General features: G+C 55.8%; 13 protein-coding genes. 3 read left to right on the top strand and 10 right to left on the bottom strand.

The window, feature by feature from the left end; all coding sequences use genetic code 11:
• Positions 1 to 65: 65 nt before the first annotated feature.
• Positions 66 to 1,703: a carboxylesterase/lipase family protein gene (locus tag OEU85_RS17015; RefSeq protein ID WP_262692728.1), complete on the bottom strand. Its 1,638-nt coding sequence runs from the start codon at positions 1,701 to 1,703 to the stop codon at positions 66 to 68.
• Positions 1,704 to 1,869: 166 nt separating this feature from the next.
• On the opposite strand from OEU85_RS17015, the gene OEU85_RS17010 reads away from it, so the two are divergent.
• A complete protein-coding gene (locus OEU85_RS17010) occupies positions 1,870 to 3,195 on the top strand; it encodes a PA domain-containing protein (protein ID WP_262692727.1) in 1,326 nt (441 codons plus the stop codon).
• A 35-nt stretch (positions 3,196 to 3,230) separates the two neighbouring features.
• On the opposite strand, the gene OEU85_RS17005 is transcribed toward OEU85_RS17010, so the two are convergent.
• From OEU85_RS17005 to OEU85_RS16990, 4 genes are all read right to left on the bottom strand, one after another.
• Positions 3,231 to 4,928 carry an MFS transporter gene (locus OEU85_RS17005; RefSeq protein WP_262692726.1) on the bottom strand — a complete coding sequence of 566 codons (1,698 nt, stop codon included), beginning with the start codon at positions 4,926 to 4,928 and terminating at the stop codon, positions 3,231 to 3,233.
• Between the two features lie 199 nt (positions 4,929 to 5,127).
• Positions 5,128 to 6,390: a metallophosphoesterase gene (locus OEU85_RS17000; RefSeq protein WP_262692725.1), complete on the bottom strand. Its 1,263-nt coding sequence runs from the start codon at positions 6,388 to 6,390 to the stop codon at positions 5,128 to 5,130.
• A gap of 17 nt (positions 6,391 to 6,407) precedes the next feature.
• The gene (locus OEU85_RS16995) at positions 6,408 to 8,027 is read right to left on the bottom strand and encodes a solute:sodium symporter family transporter (protein WP_262692724.1); all 1,620 of its coding nucleotides are present in this window, start codon (positions 8,025 to 8,027) and stop codon (positions 6,408 to 6,410) included.
• Positions 8,028 to 8,184: 157 nt separating this feature from the next.
• Complete coding sequence (locus OEU85_RS16990; protein ID WP_262692723.1) at positions 8,185 to 9,045, bottom strand: MurR/RpiR family transcriptional regulator; 861 nt, start codon at positions 9,043 to 9,045, stop codon at positions 8,185 to 8,187.
• A gap of 162 nt (positions 9,046 to 9,207) precedes the next feature.
• Between OEU85_RS16990 and OEU85_RS16985 the strand changes: the two genes are divergently transcribed.
• Positions 9,208 to 10,344 (top strand): Gfo/Idh/MocA family protein, encoded by a 1,137-nt coding sequence (locus OEU85_RS16985; RefSeq protein WP_262692722.1) that lies wholly within the window; start codon positions 9,208 to 9,210, stop codon positions 10,342 to 10,344.
• Between the two features lie 20 nt (positions 10,345 to 10,364).
• Here the strand turns inward: OEU85_RS16985 and iolE are convergent, their stop codons facing one another.
• From iolE to OEU85_RS16965, 4 genes are read right to left on the bottom strand one after another with little or no spacing between them, the layout of a single operon-like run.
• Positions 10,365 to 11,261, bottom strand: coding sequence for a myo-inosose-2 dehydratase (iolE, locus tag OEU85_RS16980; protein WP_262692721.1), 897 nt, complete (start codon positions 11,259 to 11,261; stop codon positions 10,365 to 10,367).
• Positions 11,254 to 13,098, bottom strand: a complete 1,845-nt coding sequence (iolD, locus tag OEU85_RS16975; protein WP_262692720.1) for a 3D-(3,5/4)-trihydroxycyclohexane-1,2-dione acylhydrolase (decyclizing) — start codon at positions 13,096 to 13,098, stop codon at positions 11,254 to 11,256. The genes iolE and iolD overlap by 8 nt, the downstream gene beginning before the upstream one ends.
• The gene (locus tag OEU85_RS16970) at positions 13,095 to 15,038 is read right to left on the bottom strand and encodes a bifunctional 5-dehydro-2-deoxygluconokinase/5-dehydro-2-deoxyphosphogluconate aldolase (protein ID WP_262692719.1); all 1,944 of its coding nucleotides are present in this window, start codon (positions 15,036 to 15,038) and stop codon (positions 13,095 to 13,097) included. Before OEU85_RS16970 ends, iolD begins: the two co-directional genes overlap by 4 nt.
• A complete protein-coding gene (locus OEU85_RS16965) occupies positions 15,035 to 15,847 on the bottom strand; it encodes a 5-deoxy-glucuronate isomerase (protein WP_262692718.1) in 813 nt (270 codons plus the stop codon). Before OEU85_RS16965 ends, OEU85_RS16970 begins: the two co-directional genes overlap by 4 nt.
• A 149-nt stretch (positions 15,848 to 15,996) precedes the next feature.
• Between OEU85_RS16965 and iolG the strand changes: the two genes are divergently transcribed.
• Positions 15,997 to 16,989 (top strand): inositol 2-dehydrogenase, encoded by a 993-nt coding sequence (iolG, locus tag OEU85_RS16960; RefSeq protein ID WP_262692717.1) that lies wholly within the window; start codon positions 15,997 to 15,999, stop codon positions 16,987 to 16,989.
• Positions 16,990 to 17,147: 158 nt separating this feature from the next.
• Here iolG and OEU85_RS16955 read toward each other — a convergent pair whose 3' ends face one another.
• Positions 17,148 to 19,424, bottom strand: a complete 2,277-nt coding sequence (locus tag OEU85_RS16955) for a TonB-dependent receptor plug domain-containing protein (RefSeq protein ID WP_262692716.1) — start codon at positions 19,422 to 19,424, stop codon at positions 17,148 to 17,150.
• Between the last annotated feature and the right edge of the window lie 220 nt (positions 19,425 to 19,644).

The following is a 19,644-nucleotide window of genomic DNA, read 5'->3' as shown; positions in this document are numbered from 1 at the left end:
TGAGAATTGCCGATAACCCTCGGTCGCCCCAGGAGTGCCTAGCCGAAATTCTTAGACAAAGCTGATTACCGGGCCTTCGGCACGTCTGTTGCTGTCAAGCCAACATTGATAAACCACTGCTGGCCTGTAGCACGCCGACGGCGCACCAGTTCCTCCTGCATTTCAAACATACCGGCGACCGGGTCATTGCTGGCAATAGGCTGGTGGGCAAACCGCATGTACGCTTCAGCCTCGCCATACGGCTGCCATTTCGCCTGTCCGGCACTTGAGGGACTGCCCGTGCGTGCGAAGCTGACCCAATAATTCATCATTGCCTGTGACAGGGCTTCATCCGCGTCGCCGCTCGGCTTCGGCCAGTTGACAGGAAGGTCGGCACCCACGCCTATCTGGCCAAAAACATAGGGTAGTTCGCTGGCGTGAAAAGCGCACAGGTCTCGCGCGGCGGACGCGGCGTCACAGTGGTCAAAAATATAAAGGTATGAGCGAAAACCTGCTTCCGCCTGTTGCTTCACCATCCGCTCGCCTGCCCAGCCGTAAATCGCATCCCGGAGTGTCGCGAGCATGCTTTCCCGCATATCGGCTGGCGGATATATCGCCAGAAAAGCGGGGGCAAGATCGTGGTACCGTTTGGTAATTTCGGCTACATAAGCGTCCGGGGTTGCTGGAATTGGTGGCAGAAACATTGCCTGCGACCGGACTTCCCCACTGTTGAAACCCGCGAGAAGCGGCACCTGCGCCTGCTCGCCCGCGTCAAAGGTATCTACCACCTGTTTTGGCAACACTAGGCCATCAACGGTGCCCTGCGCCCAGAACCTGGCCTTCATGGCCGCAAGCGCCAATGTATTGGCGTCCATCGCCCGCAAGGCCTCCAGGCTATCAGCGCCAACCTTGCTGGCCAGAAGGGCGCCAAATGCTTCGGCGGACAACAGTCCATGGGCCGGCGTTTTAAGCTCAGGTACGGCCCGGATGTTGGCGCTTTCCGCGATTGCCTTGGCAAAAAGGCCATGCGCCTGGGGGCTTGCCAACAGGTAGCTGACGCTCAAGGCACCCGCTGATTCGCCCATGATGGTTACGTTATCGGGATTACCACCAAAAGCAGCGATATTTTCCCGCACCCATTTGAGGGCTTCGATTTGATCCAGCAGGCCATAATTTCCCGATACCTGATGAGGCGAGGCCGCACTCAATTCCGGGTGTGCCAACCAGCCAAAAACACCAAGACGGTAGTTGAGGGATACAAAAACCACGCCGCGCCGGGCAAAATTACTACCGTCATACATGGGCGATGCGCTGCTGCCGCGCTGCAGGGCGCCGCCATGTATCCAGACAATCACAGGGGCATCCGACACGCCCGCTGGAGCCCAGACATTCAGGCTCAGGCAGTCCTCGCTCATCTCCTCCGGTTCGTCTGCATAAATGCTGCTGGGCGGCAGGGGGGGTTGCGTACAGCTTGGACCGAAGTCGGCGGCTGTGCGGACCTTATCCCAGCTTTCTGCCGCCACCGGCGCTTTCCAGCGCCGCGCGCCGACCGGCGGTTGTGCATAAGGGATACCCTTGAAGACGTTGACGCCATCTTCAGCCTCCCCGGCCAAAGCCCCTTGCGAAATCGTCACTACACGCTCTTCCGCAGCCGCTGTTTTAATCGTCATGAAACCGCAAAGCATCGCAACAAAAGAGGCGAGCACATATTGTCTTGTTATCATCTTGTTTCCCTCCCGCCCGGCCTGTTTCCCCGTGACGCTTGTCAGATCGGCATCCAATATATAAACTCACACGCGAGTTAATATCAATGATGCAGATAGCCTTTCGAACGCATGCAAAGTTATTCTGCGGGGTGGACACAATGTCTCGGGGGAGGAGATTTCAAACATGCCAAACACCACACGGCGCCATTTCATAGCTGGCGCCACGTTATTGCCGCTCGCGACTGGTGCCACCAGCGCGGCACTTCAGGCTACCCCGCAACCGGTCAAAGCCACCAGTGACCATACGCAAATACAGGCAGACCTCGCCAGATATATCGGCTTTGGCATGAAACAGGCTGGTGGTACAGGCGATAACGCTTGTGGCGACTGGATGGCCTCAGAGCTTGAAAAGCTGGGCTTCACAACCGAGAAGCAAACCATGTCTGCTCCTTATTTCACACCTGACCGCTGTGAGCTGGTGTGTGGCGCGCTGCAGGCCGACGTGTGGCCACAGCCTATTGTAATGGCAACAGAGGCGAGCGGGATCACCGGACCGCTTGTCCGGGTAAACGCGCAGGGGCTTGCGGACAAAGCACTTTCCGGGGCGATTGCGCTGGTGGACCTACCGTTCGCCCGTTGGTCCTCCGTTTTCTGGAAAGGGGTCAAAACACCGGTTGAGGCCGCGTTCGCGCAAGGAGCGATGGCCGCGATCATTGTCACCAACGGCCCGACAGGCAAGGTTATTGCACTGAATACCGATGGCCGGAAACCCGTGTTCGCCGGTCCTGTGGCCCTGATGGCCCCGAACGATGCCCAACCTTATTTTGCTGCAGCGACGCAGAACCATGAGGCCACGCTTTTCATGACAGGAGACAGCGGACACCGGCCCGCGTTCAACTTCATAAGCAGAATCGATAATGACCAGGACCGCTGGCTTGTGGTCTCGACCCCTCGTTCCGGCTGGTTTGGCTGCGCAGGCGAGCGCGGTCCGGGTATTGCCGCGTGGCTCCACCTGGCGCGCTGGGCCAGCCGCACTGTGCGGGACTATAACCTCGCCTTTATTTGCAACAGCGGACATGAATATCAGTATCTGGGAGCGGAAGAAGCCCTGCATGCCATTGCCCCCAAACCACAAAAGACGGCCTTCTGGTTGCATCTGGGCGCCAATATAGCGGCACGCGACTGGCACGAAATTACCGGCAACCCGGCACCGCTACCCAGCGCCGACCCGCAACGATATCTGGTTACAAGCCCGGCGCTGCTGCCCGTCGCTAGAGAGCTATTCAAAGGGCAGGTCGGACTTGAGGCGCCCTATTCAAGCGAGGTTCTTTCCGCCGGGGAACTTACAAATGTTATCAAGACGGGCTACCCCTCTGTGGCAGGAGTGTTTGGACTTCATCGCTACCATCATGTGATCGATGATGATGAGCGCTGTGTACCGACCGACAAGATTGCAGAAGCAGCGAACGGCTTCAGGAGATTGCTTGAGCATGTCCTGAAGCTGGCGTGAGACGAGCAGGGCCGGGCTATCCCGGCCCTGCTCGTTTAGTCGTCTATGTTCCGGCGGAAAGTCTCCGGCAGGAACAGCGCGCCGACCACAAAGGTCATGCCGGCGATGATCACCGGATACCAAAGGCCGAAGTAGATATCCCCCGTGGCCGCCACCATGGCAAATGCAGCGCTTGGCAAAAAGCCACCAAACCAGCCGTTCCCAATATGGTAGGGAAGGGACATTGCCGTATAGCGGATGCGCGCGGGAAATAGTTCCACCAGCATGGCCGCCAGCGGCGCATAAGGTGCTGTCACCAGTAACATCAAGCCAAACAGGATAAGCACCACGAGAGGTTTGTTCACTTGGGCCGGGTCAGCCTGGTGCGGATAATTCGCTGCGTCCAGCCCGGCAGCCACTTTTGAGCGGAACTCACTGATTGCCTGTTGTTTTGCCTCTGGCGACAACCCCGCAGGGTCCGGCGCACCAATGACAAGGTTACCAATTTTGACTAGCGCGATGGAGCCTGAGGCGGCATCCACATTGCTATAGTTGATGCCGCTTGTTGCCAGATAGGCCTTGGCAATGTCACAGCTTGTTTCGTCGAATGTATTGCTGCCAACCGGATCAAACTGGACGGAACAATCATCACTGTCCGCAATGACGGTTACCGGGGAGCTTGCCACAGCTGCCGCCAGTGCCGGGTTGGCCGCATAGGTCAGCGCCCTGAAGGCTGGAAAATAGGCGACGGTGGCGATCAGACAGGCTGTCACAATAATCGGCTTACGGCCGATCCTGTCGCTCAGCCAAGCGAATATCACGAAGAATGGTGTCCCTAGCACAAGCGCAATCGCAATCATCACATTGGCGGTACCTGGATCTACCTTGAGGATTTTCACGAGATAAAACAGAGTATAAAATTGCCCTGTATACCCCATAACCGCTTGCCCGGCGACCGCACCAAAAAGAGCGATCAAGGCAAATTTGGCATGCCGCCACTGGCCAAACGCTTCACGAATGGGTGCCTTGGAGGTTTTTCCCTCTTCTTTCATGCGTTTGAATACCGGGCTTTCTGCCAGCTTCAGACGAATCCACAGCGACACAGCCAGCAAAAGCACCGACACAAGGAATGGAATACGCCAGCCCCAGTCGGAAAAGGCTTCTTCCCCAATGGCATAGCGCAGCCCGATCACCAACATCAGCGATACAATAAGGCCAAGCGTTGCCGTCGTTTGAATAAAGCTGGTATATAGCCCACGTTTGCCATGGGGGGCGTGCTCGGCCACATATGTGGCAGCACCACCATATTCACCCCCAACCGCAAGACCCTGAAGCAGCCTGAGACCAACAAGAATGATGGGCGCCGCAACCCCGATAGTCTCATAGCTCGGCAGCAATCCCACCGCGAAGGTCGACAAGCCCATGAGGCTCATGGTGACAAGAAAGGTGTATTTTCGTCCAACAATGTCGCCAATACGGCCAAAGACCAGCGACCCAAACGGCCGTACCGCAAACCCCGCGGCAAACGCCGCGAGTGCCAGAATAAACGCGGTGGTATCATTCACCCCGGAAAAAAACTGGCTGGAAATATAGGTGGCCAGCAGGCCGTATAGATAAAAATCGTACCACTCAAACATCGTACCAAGCGACGAGGCAACAATAACGAGCTTTTCGTTTTGTGTTGCTTTATGACGCTTGGACAGGCTTGCTTCAACAGCAGTTGGATCTTCGCTACTCTTCCCTTGAAGCGACATCCTTCCCTCCTCTCCCTGAATAACTCCCCCGAGGACTTAGCAGATAGTACATTCACTCACAAGCGTGTTAATATACTGAGTGGCGGATTATGGGCGTTTTACCTTGGCCTTTACGCATGGCAAATGTGTCAAGCACATGCGAATGAGGCCGCCAGCCATCAGCCCAACGAGGATATCTTCACAGAAAGTCTGCCGCCAATCAGCGGTTCTCAAACCAATACTCAAACTCTTCATAGGGCGCACCAGAGCTATCGGTCGGGGTGGAGATTACCCGCACGACACCTTTGTCGCCCTTGAGTTCGATGTGAGTAAAACCCCAGATCATGCCGCGGACAAAATGGGCGGTTTGCTGTGGGTAAGCTTTGGCCTGATAGTCAGCAAACCGGTGATGGGTGGAGCGTTCTTTCGACGCAGCACCGGAGAGCACATGCAACAGCGGCTTTTCCCGCTTGCCTTTTGGGGTGGTTTCACATGTATCCGTATGAATCTCAAGCGAGTGTTCATGCCCAGCGAAATACGCATCAGCATAGTCACACAACATGGGTAACAGGAGTTGCCTGAGCGCGCGCGCCTGCTCAAACTTGGAGCCCCCGGTGGACCACAATGGATGGTGTGCCACAACAAACTTCCATTTCGCGGTTGAGTTTTTAAGCGCATTCTCAAGCCACGGCACCATGTTACGCTCAGCCTCGTTGGCAGGCTCCGCCCATGGGTCGATATCATCCGGGCCGGTGCCTTTCATCTCGCTGCCATCGGGGTTGAGCTTGGCTTCAGGATATCCAACACCGGAAAGGATGACCTCGGTGTCGATAACAAAAATCTCAACCTCCCCACCGGCTGATGGTGGCTTTACGCTATAGAAAATGCCGTCCATATAAAACTGGTCGGACTTTTCCATATAGTCAACCTGTGCCATGGCTCCCTCGCGGGAGGTATGCCAGTCATGGTTCCCAAGCGCCGTGTATATGCGGAAGTCACCCTCGCCCGCGCCAAGGCCTTTGTATGGAATGGTAAAAATGTCCTCAAACCGCTTGTCGTCATCAATACCGTCCGCGCCAAGGGTAGCGCCATCCGGATAGATATTGTCACCAAGCATCACACCAAATTCGCACGATTTTACCTCGCAATAGGCTTTCATCGCGTCTGCGACAGGCTGCTGGCCACTGCGCATGATATAGCCGCCCATTTCGGGGTGAAAATAGAGCGACGGCATCTGAAACTCGGATGGGTTTTTATTATCTCCCATCCAGTCTGCGCGTTCGTCGGCCTCAATCGCCTCCAGCGTACGGAAAGGCTTTTCCCACAATTTTTCCTTCTGGTAGCCATAGTGGTAACCACTGTCACCAAAGGCGAGGAAGGAGATGGTCTTCTCATCGGCTGGCTCAGGCGCGGTTTGTGCGCAAGCGGCACCCGCGAGCAGGGCTACACCTGCGGTTGCCATCATGGATTTAAACTTGAACATGCTCATCTCCCGTATTTTTACTGTGCGAGCAGCACATAAAAGAGAATTGTGACAATCGAGATCGCAGCACCCGCCTTGCGGGCGTGCGGCCACGGCGTTATATCCACGTCCCGCGTATACACTTCCTCATAATGCCGGGTTGCCGGATACAGCTTGCTGATGACGACCATCAGGAGCGTCGTGACCACAAATACCAGCGCAAGGAAATGCAGGAAGTGAATCTCGTCTGTCGTTCCCAGCAGGTGCTGGAAGAAGGCCTGCACACTGTCGCCAAAAGCGAACACCAGCAGGTAAAAAATTATCGGCCCCAGTATCATGCCGACCTTGGCCGCCCGCGCCGACACATACCGTGTCGTCATGCCAAGCAGAATGACTGCCAGCATAGGGCCAAAGAAGGTTGCGTTAATCTTTTGCAGATAGTTGAACAGGCTGCCGCTTGTATCAATCAGCGGGGCAAAGGCCATGGCAGCGAGCGCAAGCGCGACGCTACAGTAGCGCCCGCTGCGGACCATTGCCGGGCCATCGGCGGATGGATTGAGAATACCACGATAGATTCCCTGGCTGAAAAGCGTGGCAGAACTATTGAGCACACTATTGAATGTACTTAGCACCGCACCCACCATCACGGCGGCAAAAAAGCCAACCAGCGCCTCAGGAAGGACTGTCTTCACCAGCATGGGGTAAGCCAACAGATAGTCCTCCGGTGCGAGTTCGTTCTTGAACATATGAAACGCGATCACACCGGGCAGCACGATGATGAACGGCCCGACAAGTTTGAAGCAGGCCGCAATCAATACGCCCTTTTGTCCTTCAGCAAGGTCCCTCGCGCCAAGCGCACGCTGCACGATCGACTGGTTGGTACACCAGAAGAATATCTGGTTTACGATCATGCCGGTGAATAGCACACCAAACGGCAGGAAGGAGCCCGGCTCGTCGCCCGTGATGTCAAACTTGGGCTGCTCCTCGCTGTAGACCTGCTGAAGACCAGTCCACATGTCGCCATCACCAACAACCATAAGCGCAAGCACGGGGACCAGGAGCCCGGCTACAAGGAACCCTATCCCATTCACGGTGTCGGAAATCGCCACCGCCTTGAGTCCGCCAAAAATTGCATAAAGTGAGCCAAGCGTACCCACGCCCCAGACCATCATCCATGTCGCAGCGCGCTGGCTGATGCCAAAATTGGCCGATACGTCAAACAGGCTTTCCAACCCGGTCGCGCCAAACAGCAGCACCACCGGCAAAATTGCCACCACATAGGAAAAAAGAAACAGCAGCGAGGCGATGATGCGTGTCTGCTCGTCAAAGCGGTTGGCCAGAAACTCGGGAATGGTTGTCAGCCCGCTTTTAAGATACTTCGGCAGGAAATAAAGCGCTGTAACCACCATGGCCAGCGCCGCCGTTGTCTCCCATGCCATCACCGCAATGGTGTGGTTAAACGCATCCGCGTTCAAACCAACCAGATGCTCTGTCGACAGGTTCGTAAGCATGAGCGAGCCCGCGATAACCCAGGCCGTCAGCGACCGCCCACCTAAAAAATAGGCATCCGAGCTGTCCATTTGATCGTCTTTGGTTTTCCAGTACGCCACCGCCGCGACAAACGCGGTGAAAGCGATAAAAGTGACCAGAGCCAACATAATCCCCCTCCCCAGAGAGCTTAGCGCCCATTAAAGAATATTTATTTTATTCGATCTTATTTTTAGAATATTTATTCTTTTTCTGATCAATGTCAATATTTCAATTCCGAATGACGGCAATCAAATGCGGCAAGATGGTTTGACAGGCCGGGCGTCGTCAGTCCGCTGCGATCTGCTTGCTATCAAGGCCAAGGCCAATCGCAAGCGCCTGAGCGAGACACATGGTACCCGTAATGGTACGGAAGCCGCTGACAGTCACTTTATCTGTGAGGAAATAGGTATCGCTCAGTTTGACGACCGGGCTGACGAGCTTGTCAGTCATGGCGATCACCTTGGCACCGCTGTCGCGGGCTTGCTGTGCCACTCCGATAACCTCATCTGCATAGTTGGGGAAGGTTGTAACGACCAGAACGTCGCCGTCACCGATCAGCCGTGCCTGCTCGCTAAGGTTACCGCCGACGCCATCAAGCAGAAATGCCCGGAGATCAAGATTGCGCATCATGTAATACAGATAGCTGGCAACAGGGTAGGACCGGCGCTGACCCAGGATATAGATGTTGTTCGCACCCTTGATCATCGCGATCGCTTCATCAAGCCGCGCGACCGACACCTCGCTTTGCAGGCTGGTGAGTGCGTCCCGGTTGGCCTCCAGAAACACATTGAGAATGGGATGAACACCATCACCGCCATCCGACGCGCCTTCCTTCAGCTTCTGGATTCGATCGGAATAGTTTGCGGAATATCCCGGCAATTGCTGGACAAGGTTGCTGCGGAAGATCTTCTGGATTTCGGAAAACCCCTCGAAATCAAGCGCCTGCGCAAAACGGATCAAGCTGGACGGTTGCACCTCGAGCCGGCTTGCAATCTCCGCCGCCGTATCAAGAGCAGTGTCCACAGGATTATCAAGAATGAACCGTGCGATTTTTTTGAGCTGTTTGCTGAGGCTGTCGAAACGGCCGGCGAGCACAATATTGAATTCATCAAAGCTGTAATCAGCGCGGTTTTCATTCTTTGCCATACGCGTTCGGCTCCCCTGTCCCGCAATCGTGCCCATGTCGTCAGTGTTCGCTGTCAATTATAGCGCTCCCGCAAAAAAAAAGGAATGCAAATTTCCACGTCGGAATATATATTCCTCAGGCGCCCAACTAAAACCACGCACCCAACTTCGGGGAGGAAGCAGATGCGGGATATCGGTATTGGGTTGATCGGCAGCGGTTACATTGGCAAGACACATGCTATCGCCTACAACGCGCATAACGCGGTTTTTGGCGGTCCCGCCCGGCCGGCCTGCCGCGCGCTGGCAGAAATAGACCAAGCCAAGGCTGACAGAGAAGCGCGGGCCCTGGGTTTCGAACGCGGTACCGGCAACTGGCAGGACCTGCTTATCGCTGACGACATTGATGTCATTGCCATCGCCACGCCCAACGCCTTACACAAGGAAATGGCCATTGCAGCCATAAAGGCCGGCAAACACGTCTATATTGAAAAGCCCCTCGCACTTGATGCACCCGAGGCGGATGAAATTATCGCGGTCCATGAAGCCCAAAATGGCGCAAGTCGCCTTGTGCATATGCTGGGCTACAACTATTTGTGCAATCCCATAATCAGTACGGTAAAAACCATGCTCGACAGCGGTGAGCTGGGCGAACTGGTGCATTTTCGCGGTCGCCATAACGAGGATTACATGGCCAGCCCCGAAGTGCCTTTCAGCTGGCGTTGTTCAAAGGCTGCTGCCGGCACCGGGACCCTTGGCGATATGGGATCGCACATTATCAGCATGGCCATGCATCTTGCAGGACCCATCGTGTCCTTGTGCGGCGACACCGATATCGTTATCCCCAGCAGAAAGGATCAGACCGGTGCCATGAGGGGCGTCGAGAATGAAGACCAGGCGCAGGCAATCGTGCGTTTTGCAAGTGGCATGATGGGCTTTCTTGAAACCAGCCGTGTCGCCCTTGGGAAAAAGCAGGGCCTGGCCTTTGAGATTGTCGGCACCAAAGCCAGCATTGAATTTGATCAAGAGCGCATGAACGAATTGCGCCTTTATGAGGGCGGCGCTCCAGATGGACGCAGCGGTTTCAAAACCATCCTTGTGGACACCCACTGTCCGGATTTTAGCGCATTTTGCCCAGCCCCTGGTCACGGTCTCGGTTATAATGACCTCAAGATCATCGAAGTGAACCGCCTTATGAAAGCCATTGTAGAAGATGCCCCAGTGCCAGTGGATCTTTATGCCGCGCGGGATATTGAACTGGTTATCGACACATGGATTGCCTCGGCGGCGCAGCGAGCGTGGCAGGATGTGGGGGGCGCGTAAAGCTCCCACATCGGCAGGCGCTATTTAAGACCGACGTCGGCGGCATAGCGCGCGAGCGCCGCATGACCCTTGCTGGCATAGTCAAACGGGTTAGCCTTGGCCGGATCCTGCTCTGCTTCCACCACCAGCCAGCCTTTGTAATGCACACCAGCCATTACCTTAAGGATGGGCACAAAATCCACATCGCCGTCACCCGGTACGGTGAAAACACCGTCAATCACAGCGTCGAGGAAGCTGGTATCCGCCTCTTTCGCGCGGCCAAGCACGCGTACGCGCACATCCTTGCAGTGTATATGGACAATGCGGTCTGCATGCCGCTCGGCCACCGCAAGCGGGTTGCCACCTGCAAATGTCAGGTGGCCCGTGTCCAGAAGCAGGCCAACATCATCGCTGGTTTCCATCATCATGCGGTCAATCTCCGCCTCTGTCTCCACCACGGTCCCCATATGATGGTGATATGCCAGCTTGAGGCCACGGCCCTTCACATGCGCCGCAATCTCGGACAGTCGCCGTGTGAAGACCGGCCATTCATCGTCTGTCATCTCGGGCCGCGAAGAAAGCCTCGCTCCCTGCATGCCATGCACACAGCCCGTTGTCTCAGCCCAAACGACGACATCACAGCCCATGGCTGTGAGCAAAGACAGGTGCGGTTCTAACGCCTTGATTTCCTCGTCGACTGTGCGCGACAGCAGCGCGGATGAATACCAGCCAGAAATGAGCGTTAACCCATGCGCGTCAACTACGCGCCGCAATGCACTTGGCTCGCGGGGGAATTTGTGTCCCAGTTCAATACCTTCATAACCGGCTTCCCGCGCCTCGCTGAGGCACACCTCAAGCGGCGTCTCGCCACCCAGTTCACGCAAATCGTCGTTAGACCAGGCAATCGGGTTGGTGCCGATCCGAACTTTATCAGCCATCTATTTTTTGCTTTCGCTTCATTTCCTGATAGCCGGCGAGGCGTTCACTCGCCCCCACGCTATCCGACTGTTCAACAACCGGCACATCCCACCAGTGACCACCTTTATCGGTGCTGATGGCGGGATCCGCCTCAATGACAATCACACTTGTTTTGTCGGCTGCTTTGGCGCGGCGCACAGCTGCCGCCAGCTCCGTCACGCCAGTCACTTTCTCAGATAGCGCACCCAGGGACCGGGCATGGGCGACAAAGTCAATATATGGCCGTTCCCCATCGATGCGGGTGCCGCCCTCAAACAGATTATTGAACGACTTGGCTGTCGTGCCGCCCTGCAGCCGGTTGATACAGCCGTAACCACCATTGTCGACCAGTATGACAATCAACTTCTGCCCCATCAGGATGGATGTTGACAGCTCGGAGTTCATCATCAGGTAGGAACCGTCCCCTACCATCACAAACACATCACAGCCATGGGTGCCCATCTTGACGCCAAGGCCACCCGCTATCTCATACCCCATGCAGCTATAGCCATATTCCAGATGGTAGGTGCCGGGCGCCTTTACCTGCCACAGCTTGTGCAGTTCTCCCGGTAACCCGCCCGCTGCGGCGACAATCACGTCGCGCGCATCCGCCGCACGGTTCAGTGCGCCCAAAATCTGCGCGTCGGATGGCAACGGACGGGTATCCGGTGCGGTCACGCCTGCCGTGACCTCATTCCATTCCAGGCGTTTTTCTGCAACAACCGAACGTCTGCCTTCCGCCAGTGGTAATTTCTGTTGAAGCAGGGCCAGGCCCAGCGTTGCATCTGCCACCATTGGCACGCTGCGGTGCTTCACCGCGTCAAATGCCGCCACATTAAGATTGATAATACGAGCGTCAGGGTTGGCGAACAATGCACGGGAGCCGGTGGTAAAATCCGCGAGGCGCGTACCAACCGCAAGGATAACGTCCGCCTCTGCCGCCAGCTCGTTCGCACCTTTGCTGCCGGTCACGCCGATACCGCCGACGTTCAGATGATGGTTCCACGACAAACTGCCTTTACCCGCCTGTGTCTCCGCAACCGGGATACCACGATGCTCGGCAAAAGCGGCCAGGGCATCTTCCGCACAACTGTATCGCACACCGCCACCCGCAATAATGAGCGGTGCTTTAGCCGAAGATAGCATTGCCACCGCACGGTCAAGCTCAAACGCATCGGGTCCCTGCCGCCGCAAGCGGTGTACTTGCGCTTCGAACATTGCTTTGGGATAATCATAAGCCTCGGCTTGCACATCCTGCGGCAAACATATTGTCACCGGGCCGCAGTCTGCCGGGCAGGTCAACACCCGCATCGCCTGCGGTAGGCTGGTGATCAGCTGTTCCGGGCGGGTGATACGGTCAAAATACCGGCTGACAGGGCGGAAACACTCATTGGCGACGTCAAGCGGACTCGTCAGGTTTTCCACCTGTTGCAACACCGGGTCCGGCCGCCTGTTGGCAAAGGTATCACCGGGCAGGAACAAAACCGGCAAACGGTTGACGCGCGCCAGCGCAGCCGCCGTCACCATATTGGTGGCCCCGGGTCCTACCGAGCTGGTGCAGGCCATCATCTGGCGGCGACGGGTGGCTTTTGCAAAACCGATGGCGGTATGCGCCATGGCTTGCTCGTTATGGGCCCGGAACGTGGGCAGGCTATCCTGCATTCCGGCAAGTGCTTCACCAAAGCCTGCCACATTGCCATGGCCAAAAATAGCGAAGATCCCTGCGAACAGTGGCAAGGTATTGCCATCCACCTCAACGGCCTGCGCCGCGAGATACCGCGCAAGAGCCTGCCCCATGGTAAGGCGTACCGTTTTCATGCCCTCACCTTTTCTGTATTCATGTCCGCCGCCTCACGCACGGCGATCCAGCAGTTGATGAGCCTGCTGTAGCGCTGGGCCATTTCGGTTTGTGCGGCGTTATCATCCATATCGCCTGCGAACCAGGCGCGTGCAACTTCGCCGAAGATTGTGCGCCCGACGGCAAAACCTTTGCAAACCTTATGATGCGCGGCATTTTCGATGGCCGCCATCACATCGGCCTCCGGCGCGTCAAGGCCCAGAAGCACGATGCCCCGGCAATACTGGTCACGGCCCTCAACCGTTGCCGATAGCGCCTGCCATTCCACCTCAGAAAGTGGGGTCGGCAATTTCCACCAGTCCGGGTAGATACCAATATCGTACAGACGCTCAATCACATCAGTAACAGTCTTGTCGTCGCGCGGCAGCGTGGCGGGCGGAATAACTTCCACAAGCAACTCATGTCGGGTGGCCCGAGTCGCGGCTGCAAGACGCAAAAGTGCAGACTCCTGCGCGGCGCACATCTCCGCATCATCATCAGGGTGATAAAACACCAGACATTTCACGCAGTGTTCCTGCGGCCATTCCCGCAAAGTTTGCATAAGACTGGCGCCGCCTTCAAATTTCAGTGGCCTTGAGCCCGGATATTCGATCGGGCGGCCAATCCAGATGCCGCGGCCGCTGGCCTCATCAAGCGCCGCCTGCCCGAGCCGCCCATCACACAAAAGGCCAAGGCCACGATTCTGATATTGTTCTTTAACAATCGCGAAAGCGTGGAAACACAGGCGTTTAAATTCTTCTATGGCGTCCGTACCCTTGCCTACCTCACAAGCCATATCTTCAAGCTGTTTCCGGTGATCAAAAGCAAAAGCAAGGACCTCGGAAAACTTGCGCTCACGCGTCATTGCCCAATGCATTTGTTCCAGCGCACGGTCATGCCTGAGGCTGCGGTATGCGCTGCCATGGGCCAGAAAGTAGCGAACTTCCTCATAGCTCGGGATCGCGGGCGCGCACCCGTGGCGAGACACGACCAGTGCCCCTGATGCGTTGGCAAGGCGACAGCTTTCATCCCAGCCAAGGCCATCAATATACCCGCGAAGCAGGCCCGACATAAAAGCATCGCCCGCCCCCAGCACATTAAAGACTTCAACCTGAAAGCCTTGATGAACCTTGTTATCCGTAAGTTTGCCCGGAACAGCACCATTAAAAACCGTGCAGCCATCTGCGCCAAGCTTGAGCACAAGGTGAGCATCCGTTTGTTCACGGATGCGCTTTAGCGCTGTGATGGTATCGGTCGAACCACCTGCAATATGAAACTCTTCTTCCGTGCCGACGATCAGGTCACAAAGCGGCAGTATCCCTGCGACACTGGCGCTGACCTTCTCATCCGCAACAAACCGTTCTTCGCCCAGGCCTATGTCGGTCAATCCCCACAAAACCGGGCGGTAATCAATATCGAATACCACCTTGGTGCCCGCGGCTTTGGCGTATTCGGCCGCCCTGAAACTCGCCTCCCGCACACCAGGCTTTGACAGATGCGTGCCCGTCACCACCAACGCCTTGGCTGACGCAATGAAGGCAGCATCAAAATCTTCCACATTGAGTGCCATATCGGCGCAATTCTCGCGGTAGAAGATCAGCGGGAATGTCTCGCGGTCGCGGATACCAAGAAACACCAGCGCCGTGAGACGATCCCTGTCGGTCTGCAAATGGCTTACGTCCACACCTTCGGCTATCAGGGTCTGGCGAATGAAACGGCCCATATGCTCGTCACCCACCCGGCTCAAAAGCGAGCTTTTAAGCCCCATCCGCGCTGTACCAACAGCGATATTGGCCGGGCAGCCGCCAATATATTTGGCGAAACTGCCCATGTCCTCAAGCATACCACCAATCTGCTCACCGTAGAGGTCAACACCTGCACGCCCCATGCAAATGACGTCGAGGCTTTTCGCGGTTGTCATAAGGTGATCCCTTTAGGCTGCCAGAATTCGGCGTCCTTATCCATGGTCCAGGCATGTTCTTCGACAAACTCGGGGATGCCGTAGCGGCTGTCTGGCAGGTGCCGGATAACCCAGGCATAATACATGCCGTAACCGGGTGCAGCGACCTGTGCGTGGGTTTTCTCATCCATGATGCGCACACTGTCGTACGGGCGGATCTTGAGGACATCTTCGTCCAGCTCGCCATGCCCCCATCCGCGCGGATCGGTGAAGCGGTAGTGGTAAATTTCAGGCTGAGCATGATGATGCGGCGGATAGGATGACCACTTGCCGGGCATGGTGATAACTTCCCCCAGCACCAGTTGCGCATCGGGCGAGGAATTGGTGTCATCAAAAATGGTCCGCACAAATCGCAGGCACGTCCCGCCCACCTGGCCTTTGCCACGAGGTTCGTCCACCCCTTTGTCGGGTTCATATACTTCGGTCGGGAACGCCGCGTCATTATCACACTGGTAGATGGTAAATTCAGCGCCCGTCGCTGCGGTTACGTCAAACTCCACGCCCTTGGCACCGTGCAGGCACGAGGGATGCTCATCAAACACGGAACCCCGTGACCATGTCAGCTCCCTGCCGCCCACACGAAGCGTTACAGTGCCCTCCATCAAAAGCCATGCGCTTTCGTTCTCAAACCGCACAGTCAGGTTTTCCCCGGCCTTGAGTCGCCAGACAGCAACGCCAATGCCCGTTGGTTCATTGACATCTTTATGGTCGGTGATGGTTGTATACCCCATCCCGAAACCGCTTCTGTGGTTCGTGATATGCTCAAACATGAGCCCTCCCCGGTAAACTGACACACGTGCTAGGATGCACGATGACCTTTGTAGATAATTACCATTTACGAAAAGAAATATTTATTCTATTTTAATAATAGGTCAAGAATTTTAATTCTGTTTTGTTATTTTTTTGGAGGGAAACCAATATGACCCACGGGATTTGCCTGATCGGCGCGGGCCGCATCGGATGCATACATGCCGCAAATATTGCAGCGACCGATGGCCTTGAGCTGACTTATATCGTCGACCCGGTTGCAGAAGCCGCGGCGAGACTGGCAGGCCAGTGCGGTGGCAGGATTACTGATCTTGAGACCGCACTGAAGGATAAATCTGTTGCCGGTATCGTCATCGCCAGCGCGACCAGCACCCACGCAGACCTCATCGAACAGGCTGCGAAAGCGGGCAAGGCCATTTTCTGCGAAAAGCCCGTCGCACTTGACGTGGCGCGCACTGAAATGGCAATCGCCGGGGCGGATGCCGCTGACGTTCCACTGCTTCTGGGCTTTAACCGTCGTTACGACCCGGATTTCTCAGCCCTTAAACGCCGCATCGATGACGGTACCATCGGAAATGTGGAGTTGGTACAGATCACCAGCCGCGACCCGTCCCCACCGCCGGTTTCCTACATCAAAACCAGTGGCGGCCTGTTCAAGGACATGATGATTCATGACCTGGATATGGCGCGCTGGCTTTTGGGCGAAGAACCCGCGTTCGTATCTGCACAAGCCAGTTGTCTCGTCGATCCGGAGATTGCCAAGGCGGGCGACATTGACAGTGCTCTGGTCACCTTGCGAACGTCATCGGGAAAGTTGTGCCAGATATCCAACAGCCGCCGCGCGGTGTATGGCTATGACCAACGTATTGAAGTGCATGGCAGCGGCGGGCTGGTCAGCGCGGGAAACCGGCTTGAAAGCAGCGTACGCATCAACACCGGGGCCGGCGAGACAGATGACAAAATCCAACATTTCTTCCTTGAACGCTACGCCGCCGCGTACCGGCACGAAATATTGCACTTCCGGGATATTCTTGACGGGGGCACGTCGCCACTGACCTCCGGCGCGGATGGACACCGGGCGCTGGTGCTGGCAGAAGCTGCCGCCCGCTCGTACAAGGAGGGCACCACCATCGCCGTCGGATGATCCGGCAACTTGCACTTATCTGAACTTTAACAGGCTGGCGCTCCCGTGCCGGCCTTCTTTTTGTAAGACACCTTTACCAACTGTCGCCCTATAAAAAAGGGGCCGGAAAACCGGCCCCAAGGCTCCACTTGTGCCCCAAAGCACATTGGAAGGGAGTGTCAGAAGTGATACCGGGCGGTGAGGAGAAAGACGCGGGTAGACGTCTCGCGTTCCACTTCAAACTCATCAACGATACCCGCCCGCATATCATCAAGGCCGTCGAAGTTGCGTTCGGCCTGATTGCTTTCTGCGTTCAGCAAATTATTGGCAGTGAACCGCAGAACAAAACCATTCTCGAAGCGTTTTTCAATGAAGAATTCGAGGTTGCCGCCATAATACTGGTCCTCGATCTCCGCGTAAAAGACGCTCGTTGCAAGCCCCTGCTTCTGGTAACTGAAGCCGGTTGTTGCCTCGATGCTCGGGAAGTTCTGCGTCAGGCCGACGTTATAGACATATTTGGGCTGGTGGTTAAACCGTACATCTTCCTGCAGAAACTCGTCATACCGACTGGACCAGATACGGGTATAGTTGGCAAAAAAGCCGGTCTCGTCCAGGCCAAGAAACACCAGCGGTGTACTTACATCAAATTCAATGCCATAAGTTTTGCCGTTGCCCACATTGTCGTAGCTATAAAGCCCGCCATCTTCGGTATCGCCGATACGTACCAGTTGCGACAGGTCCGATACTTTCCGGTAGAAGAAATTTACCCCCAGAATACCATTGCCCGGCAAGCTATGTTCGTATCCGAGGTCCAACCCCCATGATTTCTCCATCGCAAGGTCAGGGTTACCAACGGTGACATCGTCATCATCCGGCTCATCCTGAAGCTCGGCCGGAACCAGTTGATCGAAGGTTGGCCGCCTTACTGTGCGCGCAAGGCTAAGACGCAGCTGCCCGTTGTCGCTGACATCGCGCTGGATATGAAGCGAAGGGTTCAAAAGCGTCACGCTGTTTGATGTCTCAGCCGCCCTCGGTGCGCTGACCTTGGTGTTGGTGTGCTCAAGCCTGGCGCCGGCCTCAATCGTCATGGCGCTGCCCAGTTGCCATTCCCCAACCAGATAGGCGTCATAGCGTTTTTCCTTCACCCCGAACTGGCTTTCGCTCTCGACCTCAAGCTCGCCAAAATCGTCAGCTTCCATCAACGTCAAGCCATAGTCTCGATCCTTGAACTTGGTCGACGCACCAAACTTCAGCAGCATCGCGTCAAGCTCATGCTTTATCCCGAAGTCAGCAGCGAATTCCTTGTCGGTGCTGTCTATCAGTTCGCGTTCCCGGTCATCAAGGCTTTCGCTGCCGTCATCAAAGTCAAATTCGCGGTCGTATTGATCTTCCGTGTTCTTGAACTGGCTGTAACGCACCATGGTATCGAATGATGTGGTGTCAGAGAATCTGTCTTCATAAAGCGCGCTGAAGCCGAAGTTTTCCTGGCGGATTTCGGTGTCCTGTGACCCAACCTTGTCACCCACCAGTTCCCCGTCGTCCCGCTCCCACTCTGTGGTGTCTTCTCGCTCGTCACGGTTTGTGTCGATATAGAAACCGTCGAAACGCAGTTCACCGGAATCACCTACCTTGAAGGTCACGTCGGCATTCAAGGATGTATCGAGGTTTTCGCGACTGTCGAGCTGCACCGCCCGACCATCAGCAACCGACGCATTAAAATCGTCAGGCGCGAAAAGGTCGCGGCCGTCGGTTGACTCCGGAAAATCCCCCGCGACAATCGTTTCCTCGACAAATTTCTTGGCGTTGAAACGCTGCTGAATATTCGCTGTCACCGAATAGAAGATGCGTTCGTTGTCGCTACGGCCCGCATAGGATATCGCCCCGGCACCACGCAGCTCCTTGTCCTTCGCGGAATAAAGCGCACTGCCCCGTATGGAGCCCCCGACCGGCAGCGTTGCCCCTTCCTTCAGGATAATATTGATCGTGCCGCCAACGCCCTGGCTGTCAATGTCTGCACCCGGGCTGCGGATCACTTCAATTTTCTCGATGATCTCGGCCGGAATGCGGTCCACCAGGACTGTACGGTCGTTGCCTGCCCCGGGCACGGGGCGACCGTTCACGAGCACTTGGGTAAAACCGTCAGCCATACCCCGCATCTGAGGTGCGTCATATTCGCCGATATCGCTGGTGAAGGCGACACCCGGCACACGCTTGAGCATATCGCCCGCCGAAATTGGCTCAAATTTCTGGAAAAACTCAGTATCGTATGTCAGTTCTGGTGATACTGACGCGGTACGGTTCCGCGTTACGATCTTGCCGGTAACTACTATCTCTTCAAGGCTCATGTCTGTTGTCGGCTGTTCAGTCGCCGCTTCGTCCTGTGCCATGGCTTGTGGCGCCAGCGCCAGAAGCACACACGAACTCAGAAGCTGCCGCTTTAGTAAAGCATGTCTCATGTTAACCTCCCCAGGTTCCCAGTTTTGGTTTTCTTTAATAACTGTCTTCCACCCGCGCTCATAACAGGACCAAAAACTCGAGCATCGGATCGCCTTCCCTCGGACATCATCCATCCCCAAAAACGGGAATTGCGCTTGCTGTCACAGATCATTATAGAATTTATATTCTTTTTTTCAACCGAAATGAAAATTTTCTTCTTTTTTCTCTTGAAACCACAGC

The organism is Kordiimonas aestuarii, from assembly GCF_025574465.1.
Lineage (GTDB): Bacteria > Pseudomonadota > Alphaproteobacteria > Sphingomonadales > Kordiimonadaceae > Kordiimonas > Kordiimonas aestuarii.
This window is presented reverse-complemented; position numbering and strand designations above follow the sequence as displayed.

What these genes read in the sequence shown, in the direction of transcription:
- OEU85_RS17015 (WP_262692728.1), bottom strand. Translation starts at nt 1,703, where the DNA reads ATGATAACAAGACAATATGTGCTCGCCTCTTTTGTTGCGATGCTTTGC.
- OEU85_RS17010 (WP_262692727.1), top strand. Translation starts at nt 1,870, where the DNA reads ATGCCAAACACCACACGGCGCCATTTCATAGCTGGCGCCACGTTATTG.
- OEU85_RS17005 (WP_262692726.1), bottom strand. Translation starts at nt 4,928, where the DNA reads ATGTCGCTTCAAGGGAAGAGTAGCGAAGATCCAACTGCTGTTGAAGCA.
- OEU85_RS17000 (WP_262692725.1), bottom strand. Translation starts at nt 6,390, where the DNA reads ATGTTCAAGTTTAAATCCATGATGGCAACCGCAGGTGTAGCCCTGCTC.
- OEU85_RS16995 (WP_262692724.1), bottom strand. Translation starts at nt 8,027, where the DNA reads ATGTTGGCTCTGGTCACTTTTATCGCTTTCACCGCGTTTGTCGCGGCG.
- OEU85_RS16990 (WP_262692723.1), bottom strand. Translation starts at nt 9,045, where the DNA reads ATGGCAAAGAATGAAAACCGCGCTGATTACAGCTTTGATGAATTCAAT.
- OEU85_RS16985 (WP_262692722.1), top strand. Translation starts at nt 9,208, where the DNA reads ATGCGGGATATCGGTATTGGGTTGATCGGCAGCGGTTACATTGGCAAG.
- iolE (WP_262692721.1), bottom strand. Translation starts at nt 11,261, where the DNA reads ATGGCTGATAAAGTTCGGATCGGCACCAACCCGATTGCCTGGTCTAAC.
- iolD (WP_262692720.1), bottom strand. Translation starts at nt 13,098, where the DNA reads ATGAAAACGGTACGCCTTACCATGGGGCAGGCTCTTGCGCGGTATCTC.
- OEU85_RS16970 (WP_262692719.1), bottom strand. Translation starts at nt 15,038, where the DNA reads ATGACAACCGCGAAAAGCCTCGACGTCATTTGCATGGGGCGTGCAGGT.
- OEU85_RS16965 (WP_262692718.1), bottom strand. Translation starts at nt 15,847, where the DNA reads ATGTTTGAGCATATCACGAACCACAGAAGCGGTTTCGGGATGGGGTAT.
- iolG (WP_262692717.1), top strand. Translation starts at nt 15,997, where the DNA reads ATGACCCACGGGATTTGCCTGATCGGCGCGGGCCGCATCGGATGCATA.
- OEU85_RS16955 (WP_262692716.1), bottom strand. Translation starts at nt 19,424, where the DNA reads ATGAGACATGCTTTACTAAAGCGGCAGCTTCTGAGTTCGTGTGTGCTT.